Origin of the sequence: Scytonema sp. PCC 10023, assembly GCF_963920835.1 — a bacterium.
In the GTDB taxonomy this organism is placed as follows: Bacteria; Cyanobacteriota; Cyanobacteriia; order Cyanobacteriales; family Nostocaceae; genus Kalymmatonema.
The window spans coordinates 1-21935 of record NZ_CAWUDP010000070.1; the positions used below are offsets into that span (position 1 = coordinate 1).

Annotated in this window: 14 protein-coding genes; 6 read left to right on the forward strand and 8 right to left on the reverse strand. The window is 42.9% G+C overall.

Going from position 1 to position 21935, the window contains the following annotated elements:
• Positions 1 to 494: 494 nt before the first annotated feature.
• On the forward strand, positions 495 to 2165 hold the full coding sequence (locus ACM0OZ_RS32905; RefSeq protein WP_414587046.1) for a tetratricopeptide repeat protein: 1671 nt from the start codon (positions 495 to 497) through the stop codon (positions 2163 to 2165).
• A 367-nt stretch (positions 2166 to 2532) separates the two neighbouring features.
• On the opposite strand, the gene ACM0OZ_RS32910 is transcribed toward ACM0OZ_RS32905, so the two are convergent.
• Entirely contained in the window at positions 2533 to 3612 is a 1080-nt protein-coding gene (locus tag ACM0OZ_RS32910) for a WD40 repeat domain-containing protein (RefSeq protein WP_414587047.1), read from the reverse strand.
• A 228-nt stretch (positions 3613 to 3840) separates the two neighbouring features.
• Complete coding sequence (locus tag ACM0OZ_RS32915; RefSeq protein WP_414587048.1) at positions 3841 to 4812, reverse strand: CobW family GTP-binding protein; 972 nt, start codon at positions 4810 to 4812, stop codon at positions 3841 to 3843.
• 670 nt (positions 4813 to 5482) lie between these two features.
• On the opposite strand from ACM0OZ_RS32915, the gene ACM0OZ_RS32920 reads away from it, so the two are divergent.
• The 3 genes from ACM0OZ_RS32920 (at position 5483) to ACM0OZ_RS32930 (ending at position 8492) form a co-directional block, all read left to right on the forward strand.
• Positions 5483 to 6550: an HlyD family secretion protein gene (locus tag ACM0OZ_RS32920; RefSeq protein ID WP_414587049.1), complete on the forward strand. Its 1068-nt coding sequence runs from the start codon at positions 5483 to 5485 to the stop codon at positions 6548 to 6550.
• Between the two features lie 174 nt (positions 6551 to 6724).
• Entirely contained in the window at positions 6725 to 7327 is a 603-nt protein-coding gene (locus tag ACM0OZ_RS32925) for an IS607 family transposase (protein WP_414587050.1), read from the forward strand.
• A complete protein-coding gene (locus ACM0OZ_RS32930; RefSeq protein WP_414587051.1) occupies positions 7308 to 8492 on the forward strand; it encodes an RNA-guided endonuclease InsQ/TnpB family protein in 1185 nt (394 codons plus the stop codon). The genes ACM0OZ_RS32925 and ACM0OZ_RS32930 overlap by 20 nt, the downstream gene beginning before the upstream one ends.
• Here the strand turns inward: ACM0OZ_RS32930 and ACM0OZ_RS32935 are convergent.
• The 6 genes from ACM0OZ_RS32935 to ACM0OZ_RS32960 all read right to left on the reverse strand — a co-directional run bounded on the left by ACM0OZ_RS32935 (position 8489) and on the right by ACM0OZ_RS32960 (position 19003).
• Positions 8489 to 11122 (reverse strand): phospholipid carrier-dependent glycosyltransferase, encoded by a 2634-nt coding sequence (locus tag ACM0OZ_RS32935; RefSeq protein WP_414587052.1) that lies wholly within the window; start codon positions 11120 to 11122, stop codon positions 8489 to 8491. The genes ACM0OZ_RS32930 and ACM0OZ_RS32935 overlap by 4 nt on opposite strands.
• Before the next feature lie 203 nt (positions 11123 to 11325).
• Entirely contained in the window at positions 11326 to 11760 is a 435-nt protein-coding gene (locus tag ACM0OZ_RS32940; protein ID WP_414587053.1) for a GNAT family N-acetyltransferase, read from the reverse strand.
• A 126-nt stretch (positions 11761 to 11886) separates the two neighbouring features.
• Positions 11887 to 14859 carry an L-glutamate gamma-semialdehyde dehydrogenase gene (gene pruA, locus ACM0OZ_RS32945; protein ID WP_414587054.1) on the reverse strand — a complete coding sequence of 991 codons (2973 nt, stop codon included), beginning with the start codon at positions 14857 to 14859 and terminating at the stop codon, positions 11887 to 11889.
• 357 nt (positions 14860 to 15216) lie between these two features.
• On the reverse strand, positions 15217 to 16335 hold the full coding sequence (locus ACM0OZ_RS32950) for a pentapeptide repeat-containing protein (RefSeq protein ID WP_414587055.1): 1119 nt from the start codon (positions 16333 to 16335) through the stop codon (positions 15217 to 15219).
• A 309-nt stretch (positions 16336 to 16644) separates the two neighbouring features.
• Complete coding sequence (locus ACM0OZ_RS32955) at positions 16645 to 17832, reverse strand: glycosyltransferase (RefSeq protein WP_414587056.1); 1188 nt, start codon at positions 17830 to 17832, stop codon at positions 16645 to 16647.
• Between the two features lie 55 nt (positions 17833 to 17887).
• Positions 17888 to 19003: a glycosyltransferase gene (locus ACM0OZ_RS32960; protein ID WP_414587057.1), complete on the reverse strand. Its 1116-nt coding sequence runs from the start codon at positions 19001 to 19003 to the stop codon at positions 17888 to 17890.
• A gap of 667 nt (positions 19004 to 19670) precedes the next feature.
• Between ACM0OZ_RS32960 and ACM0OZ_RS32965 the strand changes: the two genes are divergently transcribed.
• Positions 19671 to 20369, forward strand: a complete 699-nt coding sequence (locus ACM0OZ_RS32965; RefSeq protein ID WP_414587058.1) for a response regulator transcription factor — start codon at positions 19671 to 19673, stop codon at positions 20367 to 20369.
• A gap of 94 nt (positions 20370 to 20463) precedes the next feature.
• A complete protein-coding gene (locus ACM0OZ_RS32970; RefSeq protein WP_414587087.1) occupies positions 20464 to 21504 on the forward strand; it encodes a sensor histidine kinase in 1041 nt (346 codons plus the stop codon).
• Positions 21505 to 21935: the final 431 nt, after the last annotated feature.

Consider the following 21935-nt stretch of genomic DNA (forward strand, 5'->3'; position numbering starts at 1 on the left):
TCATACCTTCGGTTGGTTCAACCACTGTGGTCTATTTACCTGAAAATTGCTGTAACGTGAGTTCGATGTATCTTGATTTGACCCCTCTCCAAACCTCTCCCCACCTCTTTTTAGCCCTCCCCTCTTAGGGGAGGGAAAAGGAGCAGCTTTTTTTACTGGGAGAGGCTTAAAACTGTGATTTTTACATTGCTCCTCCCTCTCCTTGCAGGAGAGGGAGGTTGGGTGGGAGAGGTCTATCGAACTCACGTTGATTTATTGTTCCCAAGTACCGGACTCCAACTACCAAACAACACCGTCACCCTCAACAAAACGCGTCACACCTCTTGCCAAACACCATTGCATCTCCACTCACCACATCATCATTAGCCCCCTCCCTGCTTGCGGGGAGGGGGTTGGGGGGTGGGGTTCTAAGCGTTAAATTAAATACAACTTAGACAGATTTTTGCTGATTTGCTATTTTAATACAATAAACAAAAAGATTCGCAGAACTATAAATGGACTGGATTACCCTACTGCGATCGCTACAATCTGATTTCATTAAAAGGTTAACATCTGGTTGTTTGCTGCATTGTGAAACAGAAGGACAATATAGCGAATTAACGGTGATCTCCGGAGAGAGGTTAAAGATACTACGGGAATTTTGCTGGCAGATGGCTGAGAAATATAAGCGCACTTCAGCAGTTCGTGATGTTTTTATCAGCAATTTGAAAGGAAAATTAGGTGAAGAAGTTGTTAAAGAACGTTTGGCTGCTTTTGTGACTGAAGTAGATTATGAAAAACGATTCGGTGTCGGCGATGGCAAAGTTGATTTTACGCTGACTTTTGATCCATCAGTTGGAATTGCGGTTAAATCACGTCATGGCAGTCTTAATAAAGTCAGATGGTCTATTAATTCAGAAGAAGTGCAAAAAAATGCAGTTGTAGTTTGCATTTTTATTCAAGAAGATGTGAATGAAGCGCAACCTGAATATCACCTCTTTTTCGCTGGCTTTCTTCCTACCCAGATGATTAAGCTGAGGACTGGGAAAATTTCATTTGGAGTAGAACAATTACTGTATGGCGGTGGCTTGCGCTGCTATCTAGAACAGTTAGAATCATTGACGCATCTCAATTCTTATAACCAAAAATCTCCGATTGAGAAATATAAGCCTCAACAAGAACCTAGCTATCAGCAACCGATTGAGAAATATAAGCCTCAACAAGAAGCCAGCTATCAGCAACCACCAAAGCAACAGTTTACCAAAACTAACTTTTCTTATGAGCCAAATGACTATCTCCGTTTCCATAATGGAGATTTAAATCTGCTTTATCTAAAACAGGGTGATGAATCCTTTGAGAAAAAACAGTACAACGCTGCAATCAATCACTACAACCAAGCTTTAAAACTTAACTCTAAAGATGCTGATACTTATTACAAACGTGGTCTAGCTCATTATCACTTAGGCAGTTACGAGAAAGCAATTGCAGACTACACTCTGGTAATACAAATTAATCCTTATTACGGTAAAGTTTATACCAAACTTGGTTTGGCTCGTTATCACTTAGGAGATTACGAAGGAGCGATCGCAGATTACACTCAAGCAATCAGAATCAATCCCAATGATGCCGTAGCTTACAGAAACCGCGCTGATATTCGCTATCATGTAGGCGATTATGACGGAGCAATAGAAGATTATAATCAGGCTATCAAGATTAATCCAAATAGTTCTAACTTTGGAGATTCAAACAGAGCAATTGAGCTTTTTAGTCAGTCAATTGAAATGAATCCTAATGATGTTGTTGGTTATAAAAACCGTGGTAATTCTCGTTTTGATTTAGGCGATCACAAGGGAGCGATTGAGGATTATACTCAGGTTCTTAAGATGAATCCTAATGATGCCGATGCTTATTATAATCGTGGTCATGCTCGTTATGACCTCGGAGATTATCAGGGCGCGATTGAAGACTATACTCAGGTTCTTAAAATGAATCCCAATGATGCAGATGCCTATTACAATCGTGGTTATGCTCGTTATAATTTAGGAGATAAGCAGGGGGTTATTGATGATTTTCAAAAAGCAGCAGAGTTTTATCGAAAAGAAGGTAAGCTGGAAGAACACAAAAATGTCAGAGAAAAAATTTTAGATTTAGAAATAGAAGAATCATTAGATATTTTAAACTTCTAAAAATAGAAACCCACTTGATAACAGGAGTTTTCTTTCGGGTGCACATTCCTCACTAATGTCTCATATAGCAATCCTAAGTGAGTCGTGAGAATAAAAAAACCGCTCCTGAGCCAAGAGCGCCAAGAAAAATAAAAGAACATCTTACAAATGATTTAGGGCTGCTATATCATGTCCGATGAAATAACCTTACTAAGTTTGTAGTGAGGAATGCGCGTCCTTTTCCATGAAAACAAGGACTCAAGTCCTTACTACATACAAGTTTTATTATGCGTATTTTCTCGGTTCTGATATCAAATGTGTATCACATAAGCTTTTAGGGGCAATGCCCACCCTACAATCATTGCCACTCGAAATTGAAAACAAGAAATCAGTTGCGCCCAAAACCTTGACCCCGGGTCGTTTTTGACCAAACAAACAATTCCCCATTTTCACCACCTGCAGCAAGTTGCTTACCTTGGGGATGCCAAGCGAGTCTTGAAAACCCGGATGAAGCACCTGTGAGAATTTGGGAGACTTGCTTTGCTTCTTTCCACAAACAAATCCAGCCATCAGCGCCAGCGGAAGCAAGAAGGAAGCTTTTAGGGGCAAAGGCGATCGCCCCAATCACATCAACATGATTTGTTAATACTGTTGCTTCCCAATCTGAAGAATCATCAGCCTGCTTCTCCCATACCACAATACCGTCCATACTGGAACAAGCAAGCAGAGGTGCGCCTTGTTGAGTCGTGAGTTGTGACCATGCAAGTTCGCGAATTTTGCCAGGAAAACCTCGCATTACCCAAGGTTCGCTTTCGCCACCAGAGGATAATAAATGTGATTCTACAACAGTAATGGTGCGATCCATATTACCAGAGGCAAGATATTTGCCGTCTGGTGACCAACCTATAGCTAAACTGACAGAAGGTATGTGCAGGATGTATGGGTCATCATCCCAATTTTGGCAATCCCATACCTTTACTCCCTGATATCCACCAATGGCAAGGTACTGTCCATCACAACGCCAATCAATACCTAGTACCGAAGAGTTATCAAAATTCAGGGTAACGACAACCTCGCGAGTATCGGCGTCCCACACTTGCACGTAACGCCCTAAACTGAAAGCGAGTAAATGACTCGTGGGACTCCATGCCAGCTTATCAACCCAGGCTGGGGCATTTTCCAAAGTGGCGATTAATTCACTTTCTCGCCAAATTTTCACTTTTCCATCCTGTCCCCCAACGGCTAAAAATTGCCCATCTTGAGAAAAGGCAACGCAGTCTACTGATTCACCTTTTGGAGTCTGTAAACTTGCTAAGTCACCATCTCGCCACAGCACGACTTCACCAGCAGCAGAAGTTGCTGTTAGAGTTGTACCTTGTGGGGACCAGGCGATCGCAGTCACATAATCGCAAAGCGTCCCCGAATATTGCTCTTCAAATTCCTGAGAGTTGAGGGTTGAGGGGTTCATGGTTGTGTAGGGAAGATGAGGGGATGAGGGAGATGAGGGGGATGACGGAGATGAGGAGGAAGGGAATCTATTGTTTTCTTAGTACAGCATTTCAGTAATTCGTAGCAGATTAAATTTGGCGAGACTCTGCGTCCCTTTGCGCTACCAAGCGCGTTCCTCTGCGTTTAAAAAAGTTACGAACTTATGCAACGCCTGTACTTAGTCCCTCATCTTTACCCATGTATTTGTTTATGACAAGCAAGCGAGAAAATCTTGTCTGAGTTGGGCTTCATCCAAATTACGACCGATGAAAACCAGTTCGTTTTTGCGGGTTTCGCCATCTTTCCACGGGCGTTCTGGTTTACCTTCAAACAACATATGTACCCCTTGGAACACAAAGCGGTTATCTTCCCCAGCAATACTCAAAATACCCTTCATGCGGAAGATATCTGGTCCTTGGGTTTGCAGTAAGTGTCCCAACCAATCGTTTAACTTGTCGCCATCGAGTGCGCCTTCTGCTACCAAAGCCACAGAATACACGCTTTCATCATGTTGGTGAGCATCTTCTCCCAAAAATTCTGGGTCAATTTCCAAGGCGCGGTTGAGGTCAAAGGCTTTGACACCCAACAGGGCATCCATTGATACCTCAGAATTACGGGTGCGGTAGATTTTAGCCATTGCATTCATCCCCCGAATCCGCTTTTCTAACTCATTAAGCTGTTCTGCTGGCACTAAATCGGTTTTATTCAGGAGAATGACATCGGCAAAGGCAATCTGTTCTTGGGCTTCATCTGCGTCCCAGTGCTGCCATATATGCTTAGCATCCACCACGGTCACTACAGCATCTAACTCTAGCTTTTCCCGCATATCTTCATCAACAAAGAACGTCTGAATCACTGGCGCGGGGTCAGCTAAACCAGTGGTTTCTATGACCAAATGGTCAAATTTATTACGCCGCTTCATCAAATTACCAATGATGCGAATCAAGTCGCCGCGCACGGTACAACAGATGCAGCCGTTGTTCATCTCGAAGATTTCTTCATCGGTATCGATCACTAATTGATTATCGATACCCACTTCTCCAAACTCATTCACAATCACAGCGACTTTCTTGCCATGTTCATAAGTCAGGATGTGATTGAGAAGTGTCGTTTTACCTGCTCCCAAGTAACCTGTTAAAACAGTAACGGGAACTGAATCTGTGATTACGTCAGCTACCATGCCCTAGCCTCTTTTTTTGATTATCATTATCACTTAGCTTTTAAAGCTTCTTATATTTTAATGATGATTTCTAGTTTATGAGATTTTGGGAAAAAAATCACACAAACAAGTTAAAAATACTTATTTTTATCCTATAGAGAAATTAAAATGCTTTCACAAGTTAGCAAGGGAAGAGAACTTTGAGATTCTTTTGAGAAATTTTTCCAGATTTAATTGATTATTATAATCATTATAGTGAAACAAAAATTACAACTCCACACCTGTATATTGGCATTAGAATATGGAGATTGCAGGAACTGGAGTTGTGTATTCCGCAGTGCGCCTAAATAAAAATACTTAAATATACTTACAAATATGCCGTTCGCAGATTGTCTTGTCAAAACCAGAATTTTTCTAAAACGCCTCAAAGGTCAACTTGGGCGATGGTACGGAGTGCAGACGCCCTTGGCGTATCGCTGCTTTCATAATTTCGGCTTCAATGGCTAAAAACCTTATCCATGAGTTTTGAAAAATACCAAAATTTTCAGGTTACCCTGCAGAATATAAGCTGTATGGACTCTGGAGGGAACAGTTTATACACTAAAAGCATCAATCAAAAAGACCAAAAATATAGATGTATCACTACGGTGCGTGAAGTCCCAGTATTTATAATTTGTAAGAAAGGTCGCTAATGGAACACATAGATTCTTCACAACAAAACCAGAAGTTTTCCGGATTAGAGGAAAAAACAGTTTTAGAGCAAGGTTCTGACGGTGATGTCAAAAAACCTGTAGCGCCGTCCAAGCGCCATGTGCTACCCAAAGTCGTATTAGGAGTATTGCTAGGCGCAGGAGCGATCGCCTCCGGAACGTACGCGTACCGCTCCTGGCAGTATAATCACCAGTATGCTATGAAGTTTCAGCAAACGGATAACGCTTATGTTACGGCAAATATTTACAAAGTCACTTCGCGCGTAGCCGGAATAGTCACCGAAGTACCAGTTAATGATAACCAGGTAGTGTCTCCCAAGGATGTCTTGGTGAAGCTTGACAAGAACGACTACCAAGTCTCTCTGACACAAGCAAAAGCATCTCTAGAATTAGCCAAGCAGCAAGCCGCATTGGCAGCGGAAAATATCAAAGATGCCATCACTATTAATGTTCCTGAATCGAAGCCAACTCGAGGAAACAAGAATACCCAAGCAACACAGGCTGCTAACAGAAGTAAAATACTGCAGGCACGAACCCTTAATCAGCAAAGAGAGATAAATCAGCAAAAGTACAAAACAGCGTTGGCTACAGTCGCCCAAAAGCAGGCGGAGGTCAAAAAAGCTGAACTCCAGCTATCTTACACCAATGTTACGGCGCTAGTCCCTGGAAAAGTTGGTAACAAAAACGTTTCTGTAGGGCAACAGGTACAACCAGGACAAACTCTGATTACGGTAGTGCAGCCAAATCCTTGGATTATTGCCAACTTTAAAGAAACCCAATTAGAAAAAATCCAGCCTGGGCAAAACGTGACGGTTAAAATCGCTGCTTTCCCTAATCGGAAGTTTCGCGGCAAAGTGGATAGTATGTCCCCCACTTCTTTTGGCAAAGTTGCCGTTCTCCCACAAGAGAATCCCACGGCTAATTCCACGCTGACTCAAGACGTGCAACGAATTCCGGTGAAAATTGTGTTTGAACCTGAGAGTATTCAAGGTTATGAATCTCGAATTACTCCTGGAATGTCAGCAGTCGCGGTTGTAGAAACTAATTAACATACTCCCCTAGGATATGTTCAATACAATGCGCGGCAGGCTTTGCGCTTATTCCCCAATACCCTGTAGGGTATGGGGTTCTTAATTTTGAATTCCCCACAGGGTTCGTAGCAGAAACGAAAAACTTATCTAAACATTTATAATCTTGCTCATTGTATCAGCTAAGATAAGCAGATGAGTGAGATTTCTATTTCTGAAGCAGCAAAACTTAAAGGCGTTTCCGCTTCCACACTTCGACGGTGGGAAGCAGAGGGTAAGCTGATTCCAGAACGAACCGAAAATGGAAATCGACGATACGACATAGGGCAGTTGCTGGGAATTAAACCAGACAATGCACTCACTGTTGGATATGCCAGAGTTTCAAGTCATGAGCAAAAGGAAGACTTGGAACGACAAAAGCAAGTGCTAGAAATATTCTGTGCAACTAATGGTTGGTCGTTTGAGATCATAGAAGATTTGGGTTCTCGACTAAACTACAGCAAGCGAGGACTGCAAAGACTAATTCGATTAATAACCGACAATCAGGTTGAGCGATTAGTCTTGACCGATACAGATCGATTGCTGAGGTTTGGCTCAGAACTTATTTTTAGCCTTTGCGAACACTTTGGCTGCGAAGTCGTAATCATTAATCGTACCGAAGACGGTTCATTTGAGGAGCATTTAGCAAAAGATGTTTTAGAAATTATCACTGTTTTTTCAGCAAGGCTTTACGGTAGCCGCAGCCAGAAAAATAAGCGCATCGTCGAGGAGCTAAGAGATGTCGCTTCTAGGCTTTAAGGCAGAGCTAGACCTGACCAACCGCCAAAAGACGTTGTGTGCTAAACACGCAGGAGTAGCGCGGCACGCTTACAATTGGGGATTGGCGCTATGCAAGCAAGTTATCTTACACAACAAAGCCAATCCGGAAGACAAAATCAAGTTCCCGACAGCCATCGATTTGCACAAGTTGCTAGTGGCAACAGTAAAAGTTGCCAACCCTTGGTACTACGAAGTGTCGAAGTGTGCCCCGCAAGAAGCGTTGCGAAACCTGGGTAAGGCTTTCAAGCGCTTGAACACAGTTAAAGGCTCTGGGTTTCCGAAATTCAAAAACAAAGGTTGCCATGACAGTTTCTATTTGGAAGGCAGTATTGCAATCAGTGGCAACCGAATCAAGCTCCCAGTCATTGGCTGGGTTAAATGTTATGAACGATTGCCATGTAGTACACCTAAAAACGTTACAGTGAGTAGGCGTGCTGGGCGATGGTTTGTTTCGTTCAAAGTAGAAGTAGCTGAAAACACAGCACGAGAACTCTGTGAACCCATCGGTGTAGACCTAGGCGTTCAGGCTCTTGCAACGTGTTCCAATGGATTCGTCTACCCCAACCCAAAGGCTTACCGACGAGCCAAAAAGAGATTGGCAAGATTGCAAAAACAACTGTGTCGTCGCCAAAAAGGCGGGAAGAATCGTGAAAAAACAAAATTCAAACTAGCAAGGTTGCATTACCGAATCAGTAACATCCGCAAAGACAGACTGCACAAGATAACGTCTTATCTCACCAAAAACCACAGTGAGATATGGATAGAAAGCCTGAACGTGTCTGGCATGTTACAAAACCACAAGCTGGCAGCAGCAATTAGTGATTGTGGGTTTTATGAATTTAAAAGGCAGTTAGAATACAAAACTGCCCTTTATGGCAGCAAGCTATATTTTGTGGACCAATGGTTTCCTTCCTCCCAGATCTGTTCTGGCTGCGGAGCGCGACAACCAATGCCATTAAGTTTAAGGCAATATGATTGCCCGAAATGCGGGATCTCTATTGACCGCGATTTGAACGCTGCTATCAACCTTTTAAACTATGCGCGGATAGCTCAACCGTGCCAGCCTGACGATGGCTCTTGCTCCCATGCTCCAAGTCAGGAACTAAACTCTAATTCTACTGCGGTAGATTTAGGTAAGTTTTAGAGAGCGGCTGACAAGTCTTTCCATGCTTTAACGAAATTGCCTTGCATCAGGGCAGCAACTCCTGAAAGACCTCTGAATTCAGGTAAATTAGGATTTTTGGCTAAACTCGGTTCTAGGGACTTTTGCGCCGCTGCTGGCTGCCAGTTGTAGAGTTGGACAAATGCTAGGTAAGCATATGGATAGGGATTTTCTCGATCTAATGCAATAACTTGTTTGAGAGATGCGATCGCACCATCTACCCGTCGCTGCAACACGTTTGCTAAAGCTAAAGCATAAGCCCAATCCCGCTTTGGAGTCATATGCTGCAATCGATATTCCAAAGTCAACCGCGTCTGTACCAAATAATCCTGAGTTGGGTCGTATTGGTTAATACGTCCTATTTCCTCAAAGACTTGACTGACTGCTTCAGTCCCTTTGCTTAATTGAGCGCCTAAAGTCTCTAACTGCGTGACTAAATCTAGTTCTGGTGGTTGTGTGGCAAGTGCTTGAGGACCTATTTGCAGTGTTGTTTTTGGCACTTGGATAGGATAACTTTCTCCTGACAGTCTGTTGAGATACATTGCTTCTAGGGTGTAGGTTCCTGGTGCTATGTCAGCAGGAGGTAACATCGCCATCTTTTCAATCACCTGAAATGTGCCTTCAGGTTTTTTTGCACCAGGATGTAAATTCCCCATTGCGATCGCGTGGTCATGTATCCATAAAGATTTTGACCTCTCCCCTACTAGGGGAGGGGAATCTGCCTCCCCCTTCCCTTGCAGGGAAGGGGGTTGGGGGGTTAGGTTTTTCATCAGTGGTGGTTGGCTAGAATTATGCCAAGTCAGCAGTACTAACCCGTGTTGTAGTTCATCCCAGGAACCAGACCATTGGTAAGTTACGGGTAATGGTAATCCTGGCGGGGCTTTTTCAGGGACTGTAACTTGCGACAAGGCAATTGTAGCTTGTGGTTTTTGTTCAGAGGTGTGTTTTACCTCAACTGTTGGTGTTTTTTGATGATAAAGTTTGAGAACACTTTCATCCGGTAAATTCCAAGACTTATTGAGTTGGAAATTACCACCTTGCTCCACAGTGTTTACCATAACAGCTTGAGATTCTTTGACTGGTCCTTGTGTTCCTGTTTTTGTGAGGAACCACTCAAGCGATCGCCCATCCTGATCAACATACTTTTTCCTGATTCCCACCTGACGCCCGTAAACTTGAAAGTTTTGTAGCGCCCCGTAGTAATTGAAATTGTGTTGGTTAATTTCTGCCGTTGATGGCAAAACTCCGAGAGTTGAACGTAAATAAGGTTGTGTTTGGATAATTTGGGCAATCACCTGCTGATGGGGTAACTCTGCTTTCATATAAGGATAAAACTGGGCATTGGGACTCAAAGCTTGTGTCACCCAACCACCAACAACACCTCCCACTGGAAATAAGTTAAATAACATCAGTATTGCTGCCAAACTAATAGTACCCCAGCGGACACGCCGTCCTAGGAGACTAGAGAAACGCGTCAAGCCATACGCCAAAAATACTGATACAACAGGTAAATACGGCAACACATAGCGATCATCTTTGTTCATGTTCAAAGATGACAGCAGATAAGCACCTATAAAGAAGACTGCTAACCATTTGAGCGAGTCAATCGAGAATTGGAATTTTTGAGTTTTGATTTCCCTCCTCCCCTTATCATCATTTTCCAGTCCTACGCGACCCCAGTAGAGTAGTAACGTAAATATAGGTACCAGCAGCAAAGGAATAGAGACTTGATGCGGTAGTTGCTTCCAGTAATAAGTCCAAGCTTGCAAAGTGTTCAGTGGTGCTTCACCTTCAGCAATAGCAGAATCAATTGTCGCCCGCTTACCAGAAGTTAGGATAAGCAACCAATTCGTACGGTACCAAGAACCAAAAACCAACACTGATAAACACAAACCCCCCAATAGTTGCACAAACCGTCCCCAACGCCGATAACGTGCAGCCTCTATCCCAACCCAGAGTATCGGCGTCAACAGAAAAAACAACGCCGTCTGCTTCAGCAGCAACGCCAGCCCCAAGGTTAAACCGAAGGCTGCTATCCAAAGAAGAGATAAGGAGACTTCTCCTCTGTTCCTCGGCGTCCTCTGCGCCTCTGCGGTTCCAAGATTCCGCCAAACAGTGAGGCAAAAGAAACTCAAGGTAACAACAGCTGTCAGGGGATAATCCAGCAGAAATTCTAAACGAAGCCGATAAAAAGCAGGCAAAACTTGACAGAGTGCAGCAGCCCATAAACCAACAGACTCGCTAAACAGTACACTCCCTAAGCCATACACTGAACTCAGTAAAATTGCACTGAACAACAGCATCACCAGAGTGGCTTGATCTGGTCCAATTCCAAAGATATTCTGAACAATTGCCGTAAGTATGTATGTTAAGGGTGGTATTTTGGAAGAAAGCAGCCAAAACCCTTGCCACCACTCTTGATTCCACCACTGGGGATTCTGTAGCGATCGCCAATAGTTTAGAGTACCAGTTAAATAATCTGCTTGATCCCAGGCGGGGATGGAGTGATCTAAAGCAAACCAAATGCGATCGCACACCGCCCCCAATAACCAAATGATGCCAAGTATGAGTAAATTTTTATAACTATTTCGCTTATATTTGTGATTGCTCATGATACAGGAAGAGTGCTAATCGCTAAAGTGAGGCAGAGCCTGATAAACTAGTTCCCAGCCTGAGGCTGGGAACTAGTGTCTGGGATGCTCTGCATCTAGTGAGTTGTTTAATCTGCTCCCTCAATCAGGGCAAAACCTTAATCTGTGTCCATCTGTGGTTCAATTTTGATAATTTTCACCCGTGCAAGAGGTTAATTCTACACCTACCTTACTTTCCTCTTCATTTTCACATGACGAATGCCAGCCTCTTCAAAAACCTCTCCCTCTTGCTGAAAACCTAACTGTTGATACAAAGCCTTGATATACTCTTGAGCATGAATTAGCACTTCTGGAATATTTTTACTATCTATAACTTCCAAAGCCTTTTCCATAATTTTCTTGCCAACACCATACCCTCTAGCTAAAGGCAAAACAGCCAGCCTTTCAATCTTCGCAGTTGTCTGATTCAAATATCTAATCCTCGCAGTTCCAACATACTCCTTATCTAAAGAAGCAATCAGCTGGTGACAAGTTTCATCTTCACCATCAAAATCTAAATCAGGATCTACCCCTTGTTCTTCCTGAAAAACAGACTTTCTAATTGCTTGAATCGCTGGAAAATCTTCCGAATCAGCAACTTTAACAATAACATCACTCATCAAAATATCTTGGCGTCCTTGGCGTCTTGGCGGTTAGATTTTTGAAGTGAGGCAGACCCTGATAAACTAGTTCCCAGCCTCAGGCTGGGAACTAGTGTCTGGGATGCTCTGCATCTAGTAAGTTGTTTAATCTGCCCCTTCAATCGGCGCAAAACCTTGACGCTGAATATTCTCTGTCACCGTACGCGGTTCCAGGAATTGTAGCAAGTAATCTGGTCCCCCAGCCTTAGAACCAACTCCAGAAAGCTTGAAACCACCAAACGGTTGTCGTGCCACAATAGCACCCGTGATGGTGCGGTTAATATATAAGTTCCCGACTTCAAACTCTTCCTGCGCCTGCTGAATATGCGAAGGAGTTCTGGAATAAAGTCCGCCAGTCAAGGCGTAGTTGGTACCATTTGCAACTTCCAGCGCTTCCTTAAAGTCCTTTACCCTAATCACCGCCACAACAGGACCAAAAATTTCTTCTTGGGCAATTACCGCGTTTGGCGATACATCTTTAAAGATAACAGGACCGATAAAATACCCGTTATCTGGTGCAGGCATTTCCAAAGCCACTTTTGCTTCTGCCTTACCTTTTTCGATATACTCACGGATGCGGCTATGTGCATTAACATCAATCACCGGTCCAACTTGAGTGCTGGGTAGCTCCGTCTCCCCAATGTTCAACGATTTCGTTGCTTCCACGAACCGCTGCACAAAGGTATCATAAACTGGTTCCAGCACCACTACCCGTGAACAAGCAGAACATTTTTGTCCGCTGTAACCAAACGCCGACTGCACAACACCAACAACAGCTTGGTCTAAATCAGCACTTTCGTCCACGATGATAGCATTCTTGCCACCCATCTCAGCAATCACTCGTTTCATGTGCTTTTGACCGGGTTTAACAATTGCCGCTTCTGCGTAAATTCGACAGCCGACTTCCTGCGAACCAGTAAAAGCGATGACATGAGTATCAGGATGATTGACCAGGTAAGCACCAACTTGGGAACCCTTACCAGGAACATATTGATAAACACCTTTAGGTATGCCGGCTTCTACTAATATTTCCGTTAGCTTTGCCGTAATTACAGAAGATGTTTCTGCTGGTTTAAGTAAAGTACAATTGCCAGTAACCAAAGCTGCAACCGTCATTCCTGTGGCGATCGCCAACGGGAAATTCCAAGGAGAAATCACCACAGCAATTCCCCGAGGCTGGTAGATATATCGGTTCGTCTCCCCAGCAACGTCGTAATTGTAACCCTGATCTAACCGTTCAATTTCGTCGGCGTAGTAGCGACAGAAATCTATCGCCTCAGAAACTTCACCATCCGCCTCCCGTACTGGTTTTCCGACTTCCAAAACTATCCAAGCGGAAAGTTCGGCGCGGCGTTGTTCCATCAAATCAGCAGCTTTCCGTAATATCCCAGCGCGTTGTTTTACGGGTGTTTTGCGCCAACCGGGAAACGCAGCTTTCGCGGCTTGCATCGCCTGTTCGGCTTGTTCGACGCTCATCAGTCCGATTTTACCAACCACCTCGCTAAAATTCGAGGGGTTAACAGAATCTATAATTTCTTGGGTTTGGACGTATTCGCCGTTGATGAAAGGTAAGTATGTTTTGCCAAGTTGCTGACGGACAGTTTGGAAAGCAAGAGTCGCTTCTTTTCTTTCTTCCTCTTCAGCATAATCGGTATCAGCAGCACCGGAGAACCCCGCCTCAGTCCGCGCCGCAAGCGAGGGGGAAGCTGGAACTGGAGGTGCTAATAATTCTTCAACTGGGCGATTCTCCATATTTTGCCGCAAGAAGGAACTATTAGCAGTATTTTCCAGCAAGCGACGAATTAGATACGCCATTCCTGGAAGCAGTTCGCCGTAAGGAGAGTAAACTCGGACGCGATAACCTCTATCAACTAAGGCTTTTGCTAGTTTATCGCCCATGCCGTAGAGAACTTGCATTTCAAAGCAACGGCGGGGGACATTTAAGCTTTGGGCTATTGCTATGGCATGAGCTTGCGATCGCACGTTATGGCTACCAATCGCAGAATACACATATTGATAATTCTCTAGCAATAACTGAGTTATCGTCTCAAAATTTGCATCTGTCGCTGCTTTGTCGTTGTAAACTGGCTGTTGCCAATGTTTCTGCTCTGCTTTAATGGTTTCCTGATCCCAGTACGCCCCTTTCACCAAACGAATCGTAATCGGATAACCGCGCTGTTTCGCCCAAGCTATCAAGTCTTTTGCATCTTGCTCGCTGTCGCGCAGATATGCTTGAATTGTCATCCCAATATCTGTACGAGAGCGAAACTCTTCTTCGATTAAAAGTTTTTTCAGGATGCTTAGAGTGACGTCTTTGTAAGCATACTGTTCCATGTCAAAGTGAACAGCAGCACCTAGTTCCTTAGCACGACGTAAGAGAATGCGGATGCGATCGCTAACCCGTTCCTCACTACCTGTAGCATCCAACGGGTCAAATTGGGAGTAAAACGCCGTTAATTTCACTGAAACTTGGACTTTTGGGAGTGGCTGTCCGTCTGCTTCATCAATCAAGGGAACGGTTGTCCAACTCTTCGATGCTTCCACCAATTGTTGCATCAAATCTAGATAGCGTTCCAAGTAAGACTGCGCTTCTGCTTCAGTAATCACCGCCTCACCAAGTAAATCGATGGTGAAAGCCATTTTTTCTTTGCGTAGTCGCTCAACCGTCTTGATGACTTGTTTAATATTTTCCCCTGAAATATATTTATGAGCTAATGTTTCTACACCTGTAGAAACAGTTGTCGCAGCAACTTGCCCTGGCATAGAATCGGGGTTAGCAAAGTTGAGCATCCCCTTAAGGGCTGACGGTAGTTCTACAGACTCATCGCCCAAATACTCTTGTAAATGGGCTGCAATTTCTGGTTTACTACGTAAAGCAGGAAGAGTATCAATAAAGCGAAATAATTGCACCCGCAACCCAGGATTACTCATCGCCCAAGCCAAAAGCTTGTCATCCCACCGCATCTGATCCCGCAACGCACCAAAGAACGAACGATTCTCCTGTGTCGCCGCTAGGAGTTGTTTAGCGATTTCTTGGGTTTTTGCTTCGTAGGTGCTTTTTTGTACTTGTAATACCACTGATGACACACTCCTTATTCAAGGCAAGGCTTTATTGTATACAGCCTCTGTCTTCTATTGTGGCTTTTTGATTGTGCTACCACCACATCCAGAGTGCAGGGATATGAAAGTTCCAGGCTTCAGAACTAGCAAGCATCCTGAAGCGGATCTTGAACTCTTGCCTTAAACGAGTAGTCTGGTCAGGTGGAGTCAACCACCAAGCCCTTCCCCTGCCTTTTAGGACACTGTTGGCGAATTAAAAACCTAACCCCCCAGCCCCCTTTCCTACTTTGGAAAGGGGGGAGTAAATTATCCCCTCTCCTTGTAGGAGAGGGGTAGGGGAGAGGTCAGTTACGTTTGTTCGCCAACAGTATCCTTTTAAGCATGGGGTTGGTACTCAACTAGAGAACCCTGACTTGTCTGATTCAAAGTTTCCCAGACTAAAAGCCATTTTTTCTCCAACTGTGTTGCCTGGTTAATTCTGACACTACTCAAGTTAGCACCATTGAGATTGGCTCTGCTGAGATCAGCACCTTCCAAATTAGCACCCTCCAAATTAACATTCTCTAAGTTGGCGTCGCTGAGGTTAGCGTTCTTCAAATTGGCGCTACAAAGGTTAGCACCACACAGGTTAGTACCGCTGAGGTTCGCCTCCTGAAGTTTGGCATTGCTTAGATTGGCATCTTGAAGCAAAGCACCACAAAGGTTTGCCTTCTTAAGTTTTGTACTGTTCATGTAAGCACTGCTGAGATTCGCACCCAAAAGTTTAGCGCTGCTAAGATTTGCACTCCATAAATGGACACTACTGAGGTTTGCACTGCTGAGGTTTACATCCCTCAACTCAGCATTGCTAAGGTTTGCATCCCTCAATTCAGCACTACTAAGGTTTGCATTACTGAGGTTTGCATTACTGAGATTTGCATCTTTTAAGTTAGCATTGCTGAGATTTGCATTTATAAGATTAGTACTGCTGAGGTTTGCATTCTTCAAGTTAGCATTGCTGAGGTTGGTTTCTACTAACTGAGCACCACTGAGGTTAGCATTCCCTAAATTGACTCCACTAAGATTGGCATGACTGAGGTTACTACCACTAAGGTAGGCACAGTTAAAGTCAACATTTGCAAGTTGAGCATTCTTAAGATTGGCAAAGATGAAGTTTAGATTGTGAATGCCTTGAGCTTGAGATTTCAAATGAATAATTTTCTCAAGTCCATCAGGTTCTTTTTTTGCGTCACTTGAATCTGTATGATTGAGAGCTTGAGAAATTATCAAGATTTCTTCCGACTCCTTCTTAAACCGCTGCTGTTCGCTCCAAGCAAAAAATAAACTACATAAGCATAAGTAAATACCAACTACTAACGTTGGTGGTTTACCTTTTGTAAGCAGCAGCATAACTGTAAAACCTAAGCTGACCCAAGTTATTTGCTTAACTAACGAAATCAGTTCAGTCTTGGCTTTCCCATATATACTCAATTTTTCACAGCTGGCTAAAACCATGCCCAATACCCCCCTTACTTTTGTTGAAATGACTTAAATTTGCTCAAAAATGACTACTAATTTAACCTACAAGGTTGAATTTTGTAAGTAGGTTGGTGTAAATAATTAAAGGTATATAGTAAGCGCAAATAGCGTTCGCCGTTAGGCGTGCCGCAGGCAAGACAGCGCTTAGTACGAACTAGTTTTCAAGCTTTACTTTTATTTACATATTTTGATTTTTTCTCGCCTACTTACTTACAGCTTTCATAAAACGCTTGTCGCTACATCTCCATAGCTGCAAGCGTGGGGGTTTTGCAACGAAGAAATTGGTCAATTCCCCCCATTTACTAACAAGCGGTATAGTGGGGGATCTGGATAGCTGATTGCTGATGTACTGACTATCTCGGCTAAGTTCTTTAAATTAGCTTTGCGTTGTCTCATTTGTGGAGTGCTATCAAGTCCTATCGTTGTCAAAATAGCTTCCCAACGGTATACCCAGTCATGTTTGAGGAGTGAGTTAACAGTATTATTTCTCCGTATTCTTTCTTGGCGCTCAGGCTCTGTATTTAAATCTGCTATTATATTTGCTATATTCGAGCAATCGAATGGGATTTCAATCACAGCATCTGACCAGTCAAAATTTTTAGTAAAATCCTCACATTTTGGAGGAACACCTAACATGATTGTTCCACCCGCTGCTCCTTCAAAGAATCGTGGTCCAACCTCCTCTTGAGGGTTGTTTTTACCAGTTAAATCAAACTTTGCTTTATTGACTATCATATAGCGGCTTCTTTTTACAAAATTTGTATATAGATTTCGATGGTAGCGAAAATTCAGCATGTATAAATCTTTGATTGTATCGTAAATATAAAAAAGTTTTTCCCGTTCTACAAGTTCTTGTAAAGCATCGTGGGTGACTTTTGAACGCCGTCCAATATTTAAAACATCAATACAGCGGTAAAGGTTCTCTGGGTAAGCGCAGAATTTTATAGCGTCAACGCCATAAGGAATTGAGTAACAAGGGCGCTGGATAATATCAGCAACTTGATTAAGACTAGAACTAAAATTCATGAAAATATAATCAAAGTCTTTGAGAAGCTGTAGTTGAACTAGCCAATTATCAACATCTTTTGCCCAAAGTTCATCTAGCCAACAAACAGCGTAGCGGCACTTTTCTCGCCAACCTTGTATAGAATTTAAAATCAGAATGTCTTGAATTGACTGGCAAAAAATAAAGAATAAATCGTATTCTTTCTCGACTTGAAATTTATAGTTAACTAACGAATGTACCAGTTTGCCATTTTTGAAAAGCTTGGCCGCTGAGTTAGCTAAGGTATTAGTTACCTTAAAAAGAGTAGGATTGAAGTGTGGTGTAACTAAATCAACCGTATCACAATTACAGATGATATCCTCAAATTCATAGGATCCAGAACGAGAAACATGAAATTTTAGATTCCGCATCGACACGAGTAATACCCGTGATGCTTCACGAAGAGAGAAAGCAATGTTTTCTGACATAATGACATCCTAAGATTAAATAATTATCAAAGCTTGACATAAAACCAGAACCAGGCTAGACATAAGGGTTTGTTCTAGTCTGAAAGACCAATTTGGGATGATTGATACTCCCAAATCTAGAAGTGAGTTTTGTCACCAAAGCTTGAGTATACTTATGATGATTAAATTGATTCAGTACTAATTCATAACCTTGCTGAGCCTGTTCAAAAGCCTTTTGAGGATCATTTAAGAGCTTAACGATCGCCTGCTTTAATCCGACAATATCACCAGGATTCACACCAGTAACAATACCTGCATCAATGAGATTGGCAATAATTCCCGAGGAACGGGTGATGATCACAGGTCGCCGACAAGCCATTGCTTCAAACAAAGTGTTAAGGCTGGCTGGCAAATTATTTTCAACAGCGCTAATGACAACTATGTCGGAATCGCGGTAAAATTGCACCAACTGACACCAGTCGTAAAAACAACACGACATATGACTTGGCATAACTTTTGGCAATGCCTGTTTTAATGCCTTTGCGTCCGGTGAAAAAGCACAAATCTTGACATCAACATTTAAATCTTGAGTCGCATCAGCCAGAGTTTGATAATCCCGTTTTTGTAAATCTCGACTTCCAATGATTGGACGCAGCTTTTTGGGTGAAGCTGGTCCTGGTGTAAAGAAGGATATGTCTGTAGGTGGTGCCTCAACAACTTGACAAACACGCTTATATGGTAAGCACAGAGAGTTACGCAGGAAATCAGCTTGAACCGGGGAAATAGTCAGGAACAAATCAACCCACTCTTGGACATTCAATAATTTGAGTGCCAGACGCCCCTGTAGTTGAGTGATGTTGTGGACAAAGACAACAATCTTGGGTGGCGCAACTTTAGCACCACAAAGCCTGGCAATTGGAAAGCCCACGTCTTCGCCTGCGCAAAATATGACATCATCGCTGTGAAGTTGCTTAGACAAAGACCGTGCCAGCGCCCAGTGTTGAGGTTTGCCTATAATCTTGGAACGGATAATATCTAAAGGAGACAATGAGTCTGCAATTGGTAGATGAACTTTCGCTTTCAAAAGCTTACTGATGTCCCACATCGCATCCATCGGACATTTGCCTGCTTGAGCATTTTGAGCGATCAGTTCTAGATTGGATGCATAGCTTAGAGCTATATGGTACCTCAAAATGTTGCTCCTTTTCAGCTTTTGTTATTTGCAATATGGGTAATATTTCTGTGGTTTATATTTGTCTCGGTATGAGCAACTATCCCAAGCAAGTCTGAATTCACGTGCTAAGGTAATGCCTGCTGGACCAGCACCAACAATACAAACTTCAGTTTCAATAGTTTCACTCTTTAGGTAAAGTACGTGCATCAATCAACATCAGATCATTTCCCACACATCACAATTTTTATGAAATTCATTTAGAAAGAGTTGGTATTAGCTTTTTCTAAGTCAATTTGACAGTTTGACGAAACACAATTATTAGGAATCAATGCACCGACACTAGAATAAAAGTGTTACAGAAGCCTGTCAAAGGGAAACGGAACGGCTGTGGAAAACTAGATTGTCCATTCGCAGCCTTTCCGCCAACTATGTTGTTGCTATTTGTAAATTTAGACTTTTCTCCAACCAAAGATGTGTAAATCCTGTGGCGAACCTGTGACATATTCGCTAAGATTTGTTAATGCAAGCTGCACAGTTTGTTAAGAGTATGTAAATTTTGTGGTGCAGATGTGACATATTCGCGCTCCTGCCAGTACGCTCTTGCTTCCAACTTCGTTTGTCGTTGATGTAGCCGGATAAAGTAGTTTATGATTGCTCGTTAGCAGAAAAAATCTTTATCAAGCTAATGGAGATTTTGATTGTTGAGGATGAAATTGAGATTGCTCAGTTAATTCAACTGTATTTGGAAAGGGAAGGATTTTCTTGTCGCCACTGTCGAGATGGATTGTGTGCAATTTCTGTATTTCAAGAGCATCCGCCTGACTTGATTATCCTAGATCTGAAGATTCCCGGTTTGGACGGGCTGGAAGTTTGTGCGCGGATTCGACAGCAACCAAGCCCTAAAGACCCTTATATCTTGATGTTGACGGCGAAGGGTGAGGAAAATGATCGGATCGTCGGTTTATCTACGGGGGCAGATGACTATATGGTCAAGCCCTTTAGCCCAAAGGAATTGGTAGCTCGTGTGCGATCGCTCCTACGACGCACGCTACGTCATGGTAAGCAGAGCCAAATTTATCGCAGCCAACACTTTGTGATTAATATCGAGCGGCACTTAGCCAATAAAATAGTGAGTACCAATCAATCGGTTTCTTTGGACTTAACAATTTTGGAGTTTGAACTGCTAGCAACATTCGTGAGTTCCCTTGGTCGGGTTTGGAACCGCACTGAACTGATTAACAAACTGTGGGGTACTGACTTTTATGGTGATGAGCGGGTTGTTGACACTCACGTTGCACGGCTACGGAAAAAGATTGAACCCGACCCAGCTAATCCAACTTTTATTAAAACTGTGATTGGATCAGGTTATAAATTTGAAGACTAGTTATCTAAGACGAAGTGTGAGTAAACTTAGCCTGCGATTGCCGAAGGCACTGCGCTTCGCGCAATCGCGACTCCTGTTGTGCCACATTGCTGTAATGTTGCTTGGTTTAAGTACTTTACTGACACTGGGCTGGTTCTTCTCGCAGCACCTGTTTGGGTTACACTTAACACTTTTAGAAGCACAAGGATTTTACCTGGGTGCAATTCGTAATCAGTTGATTGAGGAGTTTAAGACAGCTTGGAACCAAGGAGCTTTGTGGTCACTCCTGATAAGCGCAACCTTAGTAGGTGCTTTAAGTTACCTAGTTGCCAAGCACATTGTACAACCTCTGATTCAGATGGAGAAAATTACTGAGCAATTTGCTCAGGGGAATTTGACAGCCCGTATACCTGAGAGTGAAATTCCAGAGTTGAACCGCCTTGCCATAAACTTTAACCGAATGGCATCAAACCTTGAAGGGGTAGAACAGCGCCGTCAAGAACTTATGGGAGATCTCACCCATGAACTACGTACACCATTGACAATCCTAGAGGGTTATCTAGAGGGTTTAGCAGATAACGCGATTGAACCAAAAGCAGAACTGTTTCAGCGATTAGCCACAGAGACAGCCCGCTTAGGTCGGTTAGTGAATGATACACAAGAACTTTCTAAAGCAGAAGCGGGATACTTACCCATCAAAATTCAACCCATCGATTTATATCCACTTCTGCTTTCTTTGATGAAACGGTTCTCGGATCAACTTTTAGAAGAAGGTCCCGTGTTGCTTTTGGAGTGTCCACCCAATCCTCCTTTAGTATCTGCTGATCCTGAACGAGTTGAGCAGATTCTAGTCAACTTACTTGGCAATGCGGTACGCTACACTGCGACGGGTTCTATCAAAGTGCGAGTTTGGAGCGAACCTCCAAAGTTATGGATTGCAGTTATTGATACAGGTCATGGTATGAAGCCAGAGGATCTACCGTTTGTGTTTAATCGATTTTGGCGTTCAGAACGTTCTCGCGATCGCCATCCTGGTGGTTCTGGGATGGGTCTAGCTATTTCCCAGCGTCTCGTTATATTGCAGGGAGGTGAAATTTTAGTAGAAAGTGAACTCGATAAGGGAAGTACGTTTCGATTTTCGCTGCCGTTGGCGTAAGAAATAAACTACTGGTGGGCGTTATACTCTTGGCGGATTGCTTTAAGAACTTGTAGCAATTCACTTGACGATTCCGGGCGAGTAATGTCTAGTTTTGGCAATAATTGATATATTGGGGGATTTCCTTGCTAGAGATAAACAAACTGATAATCCATTCCGTTAGTAGTCAGTCCCCAAACGGACTTTTGCTGCTCTAAACTTGTATATACATAAGTAAGTAATTGCGGCAACCCTTCGGAGCCATTAAAACTACTATTTTTATATTCAATCACTAGTATCCAAATTATTTTCCTATAATTAATTTTTATAAATAAAATTGCAATAAGCAAAAGTATTATAGCAATCCTAAATGATTCGTGAAATTCTCTCTTTTCTTGGCGTCCTTGGCGTCTTGGCGGTTAATAATTTTCATAAATCAAATAGGATTGCTA